This is a genomic window from Mesorhizobium sp. RCC_202 (genome assembly GCF_041355295.1).
Taxonomy (GTDB): domain Bacteria; phylum Pseudomonadota; class Alphaproteobacteria; order Rhizobiales; family Rhizobiaceae; genus Mesorhizobium.
Genome location: NZ_JBFUPO010000002.1, coordinates 314710 through 328351 on the forward strand (window position 1 = coordinate 314710; position 13642 = coordinate 328351).

15 protein-coding genes are annotated in these 13642 nt (G+C 61.5%); 9 read left to right on the plus strand and 6 right to left on the minus strand.

Going from position 1 to position 13642, the window contains the following annotated elements; genetic code table 11:
* Window positions 1-3 precede the first annotated feature (3 nt).
* Both AB6802_RS05755 and AB6802_RS05760 read right to left on the minus strand, forming a co-directional pair.
* On the minus strand, window positions 4-1041 hold the full coding sequence (locus AB6802_RS05755; protein WP_371009324.1) for a phosphatidylglycerol lysyltransferase domain-containing protein: 1038 nt from the start codon (window positions 1039-1041) through the stop codon (window positions 4-6).
* A 52-nt stretch (window positions 1042-1093) separates the two neighbouring features.
* A complete protein-coding gene (locus tag AB6802_RS05760; RefSeq protein WP_371009051.1) occupies window positions 1094-1537 on the minus strand; it encodes a hypothetical protein in 444 nt (147 codons plus the stop codon).
* 832 nt (window positions 1538-2369) lie between these two features.
* Between AB6802_RS05760 and AB6802_RS05765 the strand changes: the two genes are divergently transcribed.
* Both AB6802_RS05765 and AB6802_RS05770 read left to right on the plus strand, forming a co-directional pair.
* The gene (locus AB6802_RS05765) at window positions 2370-3785 is read left to right on the plus strand and encodes an ATP-binding protein (protein WP_371009052.1); all 1416 of its coding nucleotides are present in this window, start codon (window positions 2370-2372) and stop codon (window positions 3783-3785) included.
* Window positions 3786-4076: 291 nt separating this feature from the next.
* Window positions 4077-5141: a glycosyltransferase family 4 protein gene (locus AB6802_RS05770; RefSeq protein ID WP_371009325.1), complete on the plus strand. Its 1065-nt coding sequence runs from the start codon at window positions 4077-4079 to the stop codon at window positions 5139-5141.
* Here the strand turns inward: AB6802_RS05770 and AB6802_RS05775 are convergent.
* The 3 genes from AB6802_RS05775 to AB6802_RS05785 all read right to left on the minus strand — a co-directional run bounded on the left by AB6802_RS05775 (window position 5133) and on the right by AB6802_RS05785 (window position 6621).
* Complete coding sequence (locus AB6802_RS05775; RefSeq protein ID WP_371009053.1) at window positions 5133-5492, minus strand: tRNA-binding protein; 360 nt, start codon at window positions 5490-5492, stop codon at window positions 5133-5135. The genes AB6802_RS05770 and AB6802_RS05775 overlap by 9 nt on opposite strands.
* Before the next feature lie 12 nt (window positions 5493-5504).
* Entirely contained in the window at window positions 5505-6005 is a 501-nt protein-coding gene (locus tag AB6802_RS05780; RefSeq protein ID WP_040970944.1) for a YbjN domain-containing protein, read from the minus strand.
* Window positions 6006-6318: 313 nt separating this feature from the next.
* Window positions 6319-6621, minus strand: a complete 303-nt coding sequence (locus tag AB6802_RS05785; protein WP_371009054.1) for an accessory factor UbiK family protein — start codon at window positions 6619-6621, stop codon at window positions 6319-6321.
* Between the two features lie 209 nt (window positions 6622-6830).
* On the opposite strand from AB6802_RS05785, the gene AB6802_RS05790 reads away from it, so the two are divergent.
* From AB6802_RS05790 to AB6802_RS05820, 7 genes are all read left to right on the plus strand, one after another.
* Window positions 6831-7070: a BrnA antitoxin family protein gene (locus tag AB6802_RS05790; protein WP_371009055.1), complete on the plus strand. Its 240-nt coding sequence runs from the start codon at window positions 6831-6833 to the stop codon at window positions 7068-7070.
* A 107-nt stretch (window positions 7071-7177) separates the two neighbouring features.
* Window positions 7178-8029, plus strand: coding sequence for a prolipoprotein diacylglyceryl transferase (gene lgt / locus AB6802_RS05795; protein WP_371009056.1), 852 nt, complete (start codon window positions 7178-7180; stop codon window positions 8027-8029).
* On the plus strand, window positions 8026-9081 hold the full coding sequence (locus AB6802_RS05800) for a class I SAM-dependent methyltransferase (protein ID WP_371009057.1): 1056 nt from the start codon (window positions 8026-8028) through the stop codon (window positions 9079-9081). The genes lgt and AB6802_RS05800 overlap by 4 nt, the downstream gene beginning before the upstream one ends.
* Before the next feature lie 89 nt (window positions 9082-9170).
* Complete coding sequence (pgeF, locus tag AB6802_RS05805) at window positions 9171-9959, plus strand: peptidoglycan editing factor PgeF (protein ID WP_371009058.1); 789 nt, start codon at window positions 9171-9173, stop codon at window positions 9957-9959.
* Window positions 9959-11110 carry a M24 family metallopeptidase gene (locus AB6802_RS05810; protein WP_371009059.1) on the plus strand — a complete coding sequence of 384 codons (1152 nt, stop codon included), beginning with the start codon at window positions 9959-9961 and terminating at the stop codon, window positions 11108-11110. The genes pgeF and AB6802_RS05810 overlap by 1 nt, the downstream gene beginning before the upstream one ends.
* Window positions 11111-11164: 54 nt before the next feature.
* Window positions 11165-11773 (plus strand): hypothetical protein, encoded by a 609-nt coding sequence (locus AB6802_RS05815; RefSeq protein ID WP_371009060.1) that lies wholly within the window; start codon window positions 11165-11167, stop codon window positions 11771-11773.
* A gap of 190 nt (window positions 11774-11963) precedes the next feature.
* Entirely contained in the window at window positions 11964-12899 is a 936-nt protein-coding gene (locus tag AB6802_RS05820; protein WP_371009061.1) for a ribose-phosphate pyrophosphokinase, read from the plus strand.
* Window positions 12900-13002: 103 nt separating this feature from the next.
* Here the strand turns inward: AB6802_RS05820 and AB6802_RS05825 are convergent, their stop codons facing one another.
* Window positions 13003-13569: a dihydrofolate reductase family protein gene (locus tag AB6802_RS05825; protein WP_371009062.1), complete on the minus strand. Its 567-nt coding sequence runs from the start codon at window positions 13567-13569 to the stop codon at window positions 13003-13005.
* Between the last annotated feature and the right edge of the window lie 73 nt (window positions 13570-13642).

Here is a 13642-nt window from a genome sequence, read left to right on the forward strand (position 1 = left end):
CGATCAGAACGCCTTGATCAATCTCAGCAGGTTAAGCACTTCCATAACCGACCCTTTGCGGAAAGCGATATAAGTCGGCTCTTCCAGCCCGTGGAAACGGCGCTTGAAAGCCGCTTGTCCCTGCAGATTGAAACGCGAGCGATTCACCCACGGCGACCGATAGGCATGCCGAAATGCAACCCGCCAGAAGTCGGACTCTAGGAAGCCGCTCGGCTCGACGGCGAGCATTGGCGAGAGCCCCAAGCTTACCACCGAGATACCTTCCTGGCGGAAGCGGTCGACGGCGAATTTTGTCAAACCGACTTCGGAATGCGAAGTGGCGCCGATTTGCTTTCGTTTGAAAGCTGTCGTGTAACCGGCCAATTTGCCATCGAGGAACATGGGATCGAAGTCGAGGATAGCGGTAAGATCACCCTCCGGACCGCGAAGGACGAAGCGACGCATATCCGTGCCAACGTGGTTGGCGAAGGGACGGTTGAGAAAAGCCATCTCCCAGCGCTTGACGAGACGTTCGCCTCGCCAATTTTCCGACAACCGGCTGACTTCGTCGAGGAACGTGTTGTTTTTGTCTTCAGTGAACGTAAAGCCCTTTTTCAACAACCAACGTTCGGAATATCGCACCGTCTCGTTACGCGTGCCGGAAAAATCATGTGCAGGCAGCAGCAATTTGGTCTCGATGCCGAGACGATTGACCTTGTATCCAAGTCCGGCCAGCTGCTGGGCAGTTCTTAGGCCGACCTGCACGAACGTTGGGGAGCCTGCGGCAGCTACGAACCGACCGACGTAATCCGCAGCATCCGATGCCGACACAACCGGATCGCCCAGAGCGAAATGAAACTGCGCCTTGGTTCCGTACGCAATGTAGCCTCCCTCATCGCCATAATAGTGGAGACCACGCTGAACGGCGGACGAATACGCCAACGAGAAATTGCCGTGGCGCCTGACCAGCGCCAAGCGTTCCAACAAAGGGATTTTCAGCCGCTGTATAGTGGCGGAGCGGCTTTTAAAGAAGCGATCAATTCGTCGTTGCAAAGAAGGCATCGATACCGCCGGCTTCCCCCGATCTAAAATTTTGATATCAAGCAAAAACCATCTACCGAGCAGCTCTGTGGACCGAAAGTAGCGAAACTGCGAACTGTAAAAAAAGCGGTATAAATACTATGATTACAAATTTTAATATTGTCCCATGAATGATGCATCCAGATCGACAGAAATTCTGGATTTCTTCATCAAGGTCTTTTGAAAAGCCCGAGATTACAAGGCGAGATATTACAATGTCGAACAGGGAAACTGCGATGAGTGCGACATAATTTCTCGACAACGCCGAACGAAAGGCAGCCAACGTCGTGGCGATTTTCCAATCGTAATTCAAGAGCTGCACCGCGTGCAAACCCGTCATTATGAGAGCGAAAACGCTTTCCGCGAGGGTCAGGACAATGGCAGCCCCGACCGTTATGTCAGCGTCAAATGCCCAGTCGATAACCACCTTAAAATAGACAAACGTGGCTATCCCCCACCCGATGAGGATCAGCACCATCCCAACATTCCCAAGCCGCCCCTATCATATGCACGTCTCGCGCCCAGGACAATAACGACCAAAATCTCGGAATCGTTCCTGGTTTGCTTCGGAATTCGCATCGCTTGGCGGGCTTATCATCACACAACGCCTGCGCTTTCCGGACCGGCGACGATATCGGGCGCGATCGTTGGCTCATCCTCGACTTCCAAACGCCGCGTGCCTCAGAGGGTCGGCTGGCGCCGGCATCCGAAGATTGCGTGGCCTCTGGGACGGAGCGTCGGGGTCTTCCGAACCGGCAGATTGCGAGATTAAGGGGTAGCGTGATGTCGCAACGTTTTCCAATAGGCCCATCCATGGTTGCGACATGGGTGCGTTGGCTTTCTTGCGCTGATTGACCGCAGCGTACGCCCGGCAGGAGGTTTCGGAAGAGCAAAGGAAAATTTGGCCGCTGACGGTTTGTCCATCGCCTTTGGTGGCCAGAACATTCGAGCCAGGCTCGCGGCATGTCGGTCATCTGAAACGTCCAAGCAAAGACCGTCGCTGATCTCACTGACGCCATGCGTCGCTTGCGCGTCCCTGAAAATGGCCTATTTCACATCTAGACTGCTCCTTTCTGGCACTGCCGAGGTAGGTCGTACGTTTTGACAGCTTTGGGAAAAGCCCTTTGTTATCAATGTCGAAAAATGGTCAGTTTGACATCCTAACTATCTGAACTACAACGGCTATTCCAGAACGGCTCAGCGTGGAATAAACTATCTCCGAAGGCCTCGAGCATGATCCCGAAAAGTGGGAACCGGTTTTCGGAAAAGACCATGCTCCAACCGAATGGCCATCGACGAGCAGAAGGCGAATGGCGACCACGCAATTTGAACAGCCGGAAGGAGGCGGCCTCGGCAATCCGGCGATCCGGACGCTGAGGGCGATGCCGCGCGCCTGGAACCGGTTCTGGCGCCTTGTCGCGCTTTACATGCCGAAGCGGCTCTATGCCCGCTCGCTTATCATCGTCATTGCGCCGATGATCCTCCTGCAGTCGGTCGTCGCCTTCGTCTTCATGGAACGTCACTGGCAGACGGTGACTCAGCGCCTGTCGCAGGCGACCATCGCGGACATAGCCGCCGTCATCGACATGATGGAGACCTATCCGCACGACGCCGACTACGCCAACATCATCCGCATCGCCCAGGACCGCATGCAGCTGAAGGTGGATCTGCTGCCGCCCGATCCGCTGCCGCCGCCCGGCCCGAAGCCGTTCTTCTCGATCCTCGACGAGGCCTTGTCGTCGGAGATCACCAAGCAGATCAACCGTCCGTTCTGGATCGACACCGTCGGCAACTCCAACGTCGTCGAGGTTCGCGTCCAGCTTGAAGGCAAGGTGCTGCGCGTCTTCGTGCGCCGCAGCCAGGCCTATGCCTCGAACACCCACATCTTCCTGATCTGGATGGTTGGCACCTCGCTGGTGCTGCTGATGATCGCGATTCCCTTCCTGCGCAACCAGATCAGGCCGATCCTGACGCTCGCCGAGGCCGCCGAGAGTTTCGGCAAGGGCCGGCCGATGCCGCGCGATTTCCGCCCGCGCGGCGCCGAGGAGGTACGCCGCGCCGGTTTCGCCTTCATCCAGATGCGTGAACGCATCGAGCGCCAGATCGAGCAGCGCACTGCAATGCTGACCGGCGTCAGCCACGATCTGAGAACCATTCTTACCCGCTTCAAGCTGCAGCTCGCGCTGGCCGGCGGCAAGACGGAGACCAAGGCCGCGCTCAACCAGGACATCGACGACATGCAGTCGATGCTGGAAGGCTATCTCGCTTTTGCCCGTGGCGAGGCCGCGGAAGACGCCGGCCGCTTCGACCTGGAAACCTATTTCCAGAAGCTCGGCGAGGAAGCGCAACTGCGCAAGTGCAAGCTGACGACGACGCTGACCGGCGACCCGACCGTGCATGTGCGGCCGAACGCTTTCGCCCGGCTTCTGGCCAACGTCATCGGCAACGCCTTCCGTTATGCCAAGACGGTGGAAGTCCACGCCAACCACAGTCGCGGTTCGCTCATCGTCACCATCGAGGACGACGGTCCAGGCATCGCGCCAGACAAGCGCGAGGAAGTGTTCAAGCCGTTCCTGCGGCTCGATGAAGCGCGCAACCTCGATGCCAGCGGCACCGGGCTCGGCCTGTCGATCGCACGCGACATCGCGCGCAGCCATGGTGGTGACATCAACCTGGAAGACAGCCCGCTTGGCGGCTTGCGCGCTGTGATCAAGGTCCCGGCTTAGAGCAATTCCAGGAAAAGTGTGCAGCGGTTTTCCGTCCGGAATTGCGTGAAAACAAGTCTGGAAAAGCAGGCTTCATCCGCCCGTCATGAAATCATGGTCAAGAGCGCGCATGAAGCGCGCGACCCTTATCGATTCGGCCTTACCGCCCAGCTTCGATCCCGCGCCTTCCCGGGTGCGCTGGAGCGAAGCGAGAGCGGCTACCTGGTCGCCATTCCGGCACCGTGCCGTCGCGCCTGATACCGGTAAAGGGTCGCCATGCGCATCGGGATCGCCATGCGTATCGGGATCGCCATGCGTATCCTGATGGTCACCGACGCATGGCGGCCGCAGGTCAATGGCGTGGTGCACACGCTGGAACGACTTACCGAGGCGCTGAAGGCTTTCGACGTCGAGCTCGATTTCCTGACGCCCAGCCTCTTTCGCACGTTGCCGCTGCCGACCTATCCCGACATCCGGCTGGCGCTGACCACGCCCGGCCGCGTCGCGCGGCTGATCGAGGCGCGCAAGGCCGACCATATCCACATCGTCACCGAAGGGCCGCTCGGCATCATGGCGCGCCGCTATTGCCGCAAGGCCGGCCGCCCCTTCACCACCAGCTACCACACGCGCTTTCCCGAATATCTCAGCGCCCGCCTGCCGGTGCCGGAAAGCTGGGCCTATCGCTGGCTGCGCGACTTCCACAATTCCGGACAGGGCACGCTTGTCGCCACGCAATCACTGGCCGACGACCTCGCGGCGCGCGGCTTCAACAAACTCCGCCCATGGACGCGCGGCGTCGACACCGACCATTTCAGGCCGGACAAGCGCAAGCAAACCGAATTTGCACATCCGGTTTTCCTGTGCGTCGGCCGCGTCGCGATCGAAAAAAACCTGACGGCCTTTCTCGATCTCGACCTGCCCGGCAGCAAGATCCTGGTCGGTGAGGGGCCCGAACTGGCCAAGCTCAAGGCGCGTTATCCGAACGCGCATTTCCTCGGCCATCGCCCGAACGACGAACTGGCCGAGATCTATGCCTCGGCCGACGTCTTCGTCTTCCCAAGCCGCACCGACACTTTCGGCAACGTCATCATCGAGGCTTTGGCCAGTGGCACCCCGGTCGCCGCCTATCCGGTAACCGGACCGATCGACATCGTCGGCGACGGCGTCGGCGGAGCCGTGTCCAACGACCTGCGCGAGGCGGCCCTCAAAGCGCTTGCCGTCGACCGCGACGAAGCGCGCCAGCGCGCCATGCGCTACAGTTGGAAGGCCTGCGCGGAGATGTTCCTCGACGCGGTCGAGGAAGCACTGGGAATGCCGCGCAAGCATACCGACCAGGACGCGGTGGCATCAGGTCCGCCCAGGCTCGTTCTAGAATAGCCGTCCGCCGTTCGGCACCTTGCGCTCGATGGCGCCGAGCACCACGGCGCCCTCCTCGTCGGGAAAACCCAGCGTCAGCACTTCCGACATGAACGGACCGATCTGGCGCGGCGGGAAATTGACGACCGCGAAGACCTGGCGGCCCACAAGCGTTTCCGGCGTATAATATTTGGTGATCTGCGCTGACGACTTCTTCACCCCGATGTCCGCGCCGAAATCGATCTTGAGCTTGAACGCCGGCTTGCGCGCTTCCGGAAACGGCTCGGCTTCGATGATCGTGCCGGCGCGGATGTCGACACGATCGAAATCGGCAAAGCTGATCTCAGGCTTGCGCCCGCTGCTCGAACTCATCGGGGACTGTGCTCAGGCGTTGCCGTGGGTTTCGAACAGCACGCTGGACAGCGCGTCCTTGGCCGACGTGCCCGACCAGACGACGAACTGGAAGGCCTGGAAATAGCATTCGCAGGCTTCGAGCGCCGAGGACAAAAGCACCTCGACCTGTTGGCTCGACGGCTCGACCCCGCCGGCAAGCAGCAGTGACTGGCGGAACATGATCGCGCCTTCCTGCTCCCACAGGTCGAAATGGCCGAACAGCATCTGTTCGTTGATCAGCGACAAGAGCCGCATCACTTCCAGCGCGCGCGTCTCGGGCACTTTGATGTCGAAGGCACAGGCCAGATGCAGCGCCTCGAAATCCTCCATCCAGGAAAAGGAGACGTGATAGTCGGTCCAGCTGCCGGTCACCGAGATCGATATCTCGTCGTCGCCGGCGCGTTCGAACGACCAGTCATTGTTGTGGGCCACCTGCTCGATGACGTCCACCGGGTGGATTTCGCGGGAGAATTCGAGTTCGAGGAGTTCCATGAATGCTTCCTGTGTTCAGGGGAGCGCCACACGCTCCGCGGGGCACACACGACGAACAATCTGTCTAGAAACTCGGACGGTCAGGACTTTCCAACGCAAAGACCCCAACCGGATCCCACCGCCCGGCGCATGACCCTGCTTCGAATCATGCAACAAATTCAGTCTATTGATCGGGAGTCGCGTGAACAGCCCAATTTTTCGCACTGCGTCATTCGCATGTGGAAAGCCGCTGTCACAAAGATTCATGCAATGCCGGTAAACGATTCACGGCAAAGCGATTTTTCGGATCGCGCTATGTGGAAAAGTTTAGCGATTATTTTTTTGCGCGAGGCTTCGCGGCACCCGCCGGTGCGGCCTGCCCGGTCAATTCGGCGAGCCTGGCCTCGAGTGCCTCGACGCGCGACGCCAGTTGGATATTGTCTTCGCGTGCCTTGACTGCCATCTCGCGTGCGGCCTCAAACTCCTCGCGCTGCACCACGTCCATGGAGTTGAGCAGGCGCTCCGCCTGGGCCCGGAACGCTGTCTCCATCTCACGCCGGACGCCCTGGGCGGCACCCGCGGCATCGGTCATCAGTTTGGCGAATTCATCGAGAATGCGGTTCGGTCCGGTCAACATGGCAGATCCTCGGCTTTGGTTGTTTTGACGTAGTGGCGTGCGAGGCGGAATGCAAGAACGTTAAGGGTTGATGCGTGCCGTGCGTTGCTATGGCGCATGTCGTCACCATGCCTGCGCGAGGCCTCCAAATCGCTCCAAGCTGTACTTGAAGGCGCCAAATCGCCTATTGTGTCGCGTATTGATTCAGCACACTTCAGTGAGGTCAACCTATGGCAACGCCCCCGCGCCGACCGACAAGTCCGATGGCCGCCGCGGAAGCCGCCTTCAAACCGGCCAAAAAACCAGCGCCGCCAATTCGCGAGCCCGCGGCCGCGCCGAATGTCAGGGAGCTTGTTTCGATCCGGATCGATCGCGCCGTTCTGGACCATTTTCAGGAAGATGGTCCTGGCTGGCAGGACAGGATCAACGACGCTTTAAGGCAAATTGTCGCCGGCAAACCCCAGGTTTGAGACCGCCATCTTGTGAAGGTCAAGGCAACCGCCTGCTTGCCTTGACCCCGCCAAAACCCTGCCGCATGGTCCGCGCCCGATAACGACCGCAACCGGGAGACCCCAGTTTGAGCGAATATTTCCTGCTGCCGCTGGCCTCCCTGCCCTTTCCCAACATCAATCCGGTTATCGTTCAGATCGGGCCGCTGGCGGTGCACTGGTACGGCGTCGGCTACATCGTCGGCATCCTGTTTGCCTGGTGGTACGCCAAGCGCCTCGTCACCAATTCCAGGCTCTGGCCGGACGGCGCCATGCCGATGAAGCCGGAAGACCTCGACGATTTCATCGTCTGGGCGGCGATCGGCGTGGTGCTCGGCGGGCGCACCGGCTACGTGCTGTTTTACGATCTGCCGCGCTATATCGGCCATCCACTCGACATCTTCGCCGTCTGGCAGGGCGGCATGTCGTTCCATGGCGGCCTGCTCGGCGTCATCCTCGCCATGACGCTGTTCTCGCTCAAACGCGGTATCCAGACCTGGACTTTGTTCGACGTGGTCTCAGCCGGCGTGCCGGTCGGGCTTGGCCTGGTGCGCGTCGCCAATTTCATCAACTCGGAGCTCTGGGGCAGGCCCTCGAACGTGCCGTGGGCGATCGAATTCCCCAATGGCGGCCCGTTCACGCGCCACCCGAGCCAGCTCTACGAAGCGCTGCTCGAAGGTCTCGTGCTGTTCCTGGTGCTGCGCTTCTTCACCCACTCGCGTCTCAAGTTGAAGACGCCGCGCTTCGTCGGCGGCGCCTTCATCGGCGGTTACGGCTTGTCGCGCATCTTCGTCGAGTTCTTCCGCGAGCCGGACCAGCAGCTCGGCTATTTATTCGGCGGCTGGCTGACCATGGGCATGATCCTGTCCACGCCGATGGTGTTGGCCGGCATCTGGGCCATGGCCACCGCAAAGCCGGTGACACAGCCGCAGGCGGCATGACCCGGCTCAAGGATCGCATCGCTGGCCTGATCGGCGCGACGGGGCCGATCCCGGTCAATGAATATATGGCGCTCTGCCTGTTCGATCCCGACGACGGCTATTACACGACGCGCGAGCCCTTTGGCGCCGCGGGCGACTTCATCACAGCACCCGAGATCAGCCAGATGTTCGGCGAGCTGGTCGCCGTCTGGCTTTACCGCGCATGGCAGGATGTCGGCCGGCCGCTGCCCGCGACCTTTGCCGAGATCGGTCCTGGACGTGGCACGTTGATGAAAGACATGCTGCGCAGCTGGTCACGGATCGATCCTGAGTTCATTGCCGGGATTTCCTTCGCCATGATCGAGACCAGTCCGCGTCTTGCCGAAATCCAGCGCGCCACGCTTGCCGGCCAAGGCGCCGAACCGAACTGGCACGAAACCATCGACACGCTGCCGCGCCAGCCGCTGTTCATCACCGGCAACGAACTGTTCGACGCCGTGCCCATCCGGCAGTTCGTGCATGCCGGCGAAACCTGGCGCGAGCGCATGATCGGCCTCGACGACAATGATGACCTGTGCTTCTTCGCCGGCGCGGGGTCCGTCGACCCGACGCTGCTGCCCGACGATGCCTCCGACGCGCCCGAAGGTGCCATCGCCGAACTGGCCCCGGCCCGTTCGGCATTGATGGCGGCGATTGCAGAACGCGTCGCCACCCAAGGCGGCGCTGGTCTCTTCATCGACTATGGCCATCTGCGGCCGGGCATCGGCGACACCTTGCAGGCCTTGCGCCTGCATCAGCCGGAAGATGTGCTGGCCAATCCCGGCGAGGCCGATCTCACGTCGCATGTCGATTTCGCAGCCCTCGCCACCGCAGTCCGCTCCCATGGGCTTGATGCCCAGATGACGACGCAGGGCGAGTTCCTGCTTGGCATGGGCCTGCTCGAGCGTGCCGGTACGCTGGGCGCTAACGCCGATGACCGGGCCCGGCAGGCCATCTCAGACGCGGTCGAACGCCTGGCCGGCCCGGATGCCATGGGTGAGTTGTTCAAGGTGCTGAAGATCGGTCGGCCGTAAGCCGGACCTGAAAGCAACGTGGCTTGGCCCGGTCCCTTGCCCGAACTTCACCTTGACGAAACCGCCTTGCGCGGACGACAAACCCAGCCATGTTGAATCAGACCAGACCCGATCCAGTGCGCTCGCCCCTCCTGGAAAGGATAAAAGGGGTCCGCCACGGCTATTTCACCCGCGTCGGCGGCGTCTCCAGCGGCATCTATCACGGCCTCAACATCGGCACCGGCTCGAGCGACGACCAGACGCTGGTGGCCGAGAACCGGCGCCGCGTCGCCGACTGGATGGGCGTGGCGGCGGACCACCTCTTGACCGCGCACCAGACCCACTCGCCGGACGTCGTCATCGCCAGGGAACCGTTCGCGGCCCCTCGCCCCAAGGCCGACGCCATCGTCACCGACCGTCCAGGCATCGCCATCGGCGCCTCGACGGCCGATTGCGGCCCGGTGCTGTTTGCCGACGCTGAGGCGCGCGTCATCGGCGCCGCCCATGCCGGCTGGAAAGGCGCCTTCACCGGCGTGCTGGAAAACACCATTGCCGCCATGGAAGGCCTCGGCGCCCGGCGCGAGCGTATTGTCGCCGTGCTCGGCCCTTCCATCAGTCCGGGCAACTACGAGGTTGGCCCGGAATTCGTCGCTCGCTTCGTCGAGGCCGACGCCGGCAACGAACGCTATTTCGAGCCATCGTTTAATCCCGCGCACTCGATGTTCGATCTCAACCAATATACGGTCGACCGGCTGCGCAAGGCCGGCGTGACCGCCGAAGGCCTCGGCCGCTGCACTTACGCGGAAGAAGATCTTTTTTATTCCTACCGGCGCACCACCCACCGCAAGGAAGCGGATTATGGACGCCAGGTTTCGGCAATCGTTCTGGAGAAAGAATAATGGCGCTGCATTTCGAACGATCGGAATATGACGCGCGGCGCGACCGGCTGCTGATCGAGATGGCCGAGAAGAAGCTCGACGCCGTGCTGCTCTTCGCACAGGAGAGCATGTACTGGCTGACCGGCTACGACACCTTTGGCTTCTGCTTCTTCCAATGCCTGGTGGTGAAGGCCGATGGCTCCATGGTGCTGCTCACCCGCTCGGCCGATCTGAGACAGGCGCGCCACACCTCGACCATCGACAACATCATCTTGTGGACCGACCGCCAGGGTGCCAATCCGGCGATCGACCTGCGCAACCTGCTCAACGATCTCAATCTGCTCGGCGCCCGCATCGGTGTCGAGTATGACACCCACGGCTTGACGGCCTACAACGGCCGCCGCCTCGACGAGCAATTGCAGACCTTCGGCCAGATTGCCGATGCCTCCGGCATCGTCGGCCGGTTGCGGCTGTTCAAGAGCCCGGCCGAGATCGCCAAGGCGGAGAAGGCCGCAAATCTTTCCGATGACGCGCTGGATGCCGCCTTGCCACTGATCAAACAGGGCGGTGACGAAGGCCTTATCCTGGCTGCCATGCAGGGCGCGGTCTTTGCCGGCGGCGGCGATTATCCCGCCAACGAATACATCATCGGTTCGGGCGCCGATGCCTTGCTCTGCCGCTACAAGGCCGGCCGCCGCAAGCTCACCAAGAACGACCAGCTGACGCTCGAATGGGCGGGCGTCTTCCATCACTACCACGCGCCGATGATGCGCACCGTTTTGACCGGCAAAGTGTCGAAGCGCCACCAGGAACTGTTCGACGCCTCCAAAGCCGCCCTGCTGGCAGTCGAAAAAGCGATGGTGCCGGGCAACACGTTCGGCGATGTCTTCGACGCGCATGCCCGCACGCTCGAAGCGCATAATCTGACCAAGCACCGGCTGAACGCCTGCGGCTATTCGGTTGGCGCCCGCTTTACGCCGTCCTGGATGGACATGCCGATGTTCTACCAGGGCAACACCGAACCGATCGCGCCCAACATGACGCTGTTCGCGCATATGATCATCATGGATTCCGAGACCGAGACGGCCATGACCCTTGGCCGCACCTACCTGACCACCGAATCGGCGCCGAAGCCCTTGTCACGCCATGATCTCGACTTGATCGTGCAGTGAATCCATAATGGTTGGTTCACGCGGGGGCGTCGCCACCAGGGAGTTTTCGGGCAGATGAGACGATCGCAAGTGACGACCGTGTCATTGCTCGCGGCCCTGGTGCTCGCAGCTTGCACCAACGCCAAGGACGTGTTGGAGCCTTCGGCCATCACCCCGCCTGCAAGTTCAGCTCAGACTTTGCCGGCCACCCAAGGCACAGCATCCGCCGCCACATCTCCGACCACGACCTCTCCGGCTCCTGCGGCCGCACCTGCCGCTTCGCCCACGCCGACACAGACCGCCGTCCTGGCGAAGACGCGGCTGCAAGTGGCGCCGATCGTCGGCGCCCCGGTCGAAGCCGCCGGACCGTTGACGGCCGAGCTGCAGACACGCGCCAGACAGCGCGGCCTGACGCTTGTCGGCAGCACCGACCAGACGGCAACGCATGTGCTGAAGGGCTATTTCTCGACGATGTCCGAGGGCAAGGACACCACCGTGATCTATGTCTGGGATGTTTACGACCCGTCGGGCAACCGCCTGCACCGCATCAACGGCCAGCAGAAGGCGCCATCCGCCGGAAGCGGCGAAGGCTGGCCGACCGTGGCGCCGGCGATCATGCAGTCAATCGCCGACCAGACGATCGACCAGTTCGCCGCCTGGCTCGGCAGCGGCGGCGCCGGCTGAGCGAACTGTTGCCAGCCAAACTGTTGCCGGCCAAACTGTTGCCGGCTTGCGATGTTTTCCACGTTTGTTGCGGCCGCCCAAAGGATTCACGCTCACGAGGCTTGCAATACCGGCGCGGACCGCTAAAAGCCCCGCTTAAAAGGCTCTTGAGAGTCTGTACGGTCTCTCCATCCTTCACCAGGAACGGTGCATGAAGCTTTTCGCGGGCAATTCCAACCGGGTGCTGGCCGAAGCGGTCGCTCGCTATCTCAACATCCCGCTGGGGAAGGCCAGCGTCAGGCGCTTCGCCGACCAGGAAATCTTCGTCGAGATCCAGGAAAACGTGCGCGGCGAGGATGTCTTCATCCTGCAGTCGACCTCCTATCCGACCAACGACCATCTGATGGAATTGCTCATCATGATGGACGCCTTCATGCGTTCTTCAGCCAAGCGCATCACCGCGGTCATTCCTTATTTCGGCTATGCCAGGCAGGATCGCCGGGCGTCGGGCCGCACGCCGATCTCGGCCAAGCTGGTCGCCAACATGATCACCCGCGCCGGTGCCGACCGCGTGCTGACGCTCGATCTCCATGCCGGCCAGATCCAAGGCTTCTTCGATATCCCGACTGACAATCTGTTTTCGGTGCCGGTGATGGCCCGCGATGTGAAGGCCAAATACAAACAACTCGGCAACGTCGTCGTCGTCTCGCCGGACATCGGCGGCGTGGTGCGCGCGCGGGCGCTGGCGAAGCGCTTCGACGCGCAGCTCGCGATCGTCGACAAGCGCCGCGAACGCCCCGGTGAATCCGAGGTGATGAACATCATCGGCGCGGTTGCCGGCAAGGATTGCCTGTTGATCGACGACATCGTCGATTCCGGCGGCACGCTCTGCAACGCCGCCGACGCGCTGCTCGCCAACGGCGCGACCAGCGTCACCGCCTACATCACCCATGGCGTGCTGTCGGGCGGCGCCGTTGCCCGCATCGCCGGCTCCAAGCTGCAGGAACTGGTGATCACCGATTCCATCCAGCCGACGCAGGGTGTGCTCGACGCGCCCAACATCCGCGTCATCTCGATCGCCGACCTGATGGGCGAAGCGATCTCGCGCACGGCGACCGAGGAATCGGTGTCGAGTCTGTTCGACTAGAGCGTTGTCCCGTTTCCACGGAAACGGGGAACCGCTCTATCTCCTTGTTTTGACGCAATTCCGGACGGAAAACCGCTCGATACTTTTCCTGGAATTGCTCTAACTACGAAGCGATTTCAGCCGGCGCAAAGCGCAGCAGCGTCACGCCCTGCGTAAGGGTCTGCGTGCCAAGCGGTTTCAAGGTCAGCGACAGGCCGGCCCGGAAATACGGCTTGCCGCCGCCAAGCACCATCGGGTGCACATAGAGCCGGTATTCATCGATCAGACCCGCGCTTGCGAGATGCGCGGCAAGCTCGGCGCCTGAAACGGAAATTTCGCCATCCGTTTCAGACTTCAACGACGTTGCCGTCGCCTCGACATCGCCCCTCATCAGCCGGGCGTTGAACCCAACCTCTCGAAGCGTGGTCGAAAACACGATCTTGGGCGTCTCTTGCCAGGCGCGGGCAAAATCCCGCTCGACCTCGTCAGTGGCGGTGTCTCGCTCCGGACTGTCCCAAAAGCGCATGATTTCATACATCCTGCGCCCGCAGAGCGCGATCGATGTCCGTCTCATCTCGTCGTTGAAATGCCGGTGCAGTTCTTCCTCGGGAACCGGCAAGTCGATACCGCCGCTCGGGCCGGCGATGTAGCCGTCGAGCGACGTCAGCATGGCATAGACGATCCTGGCCACCGGGTTGCTCCGTTTGTCGCTTCGCAAAAGAGCATAACTGATTGCATTATGCAATCAGTTATCGGAGGCGCAT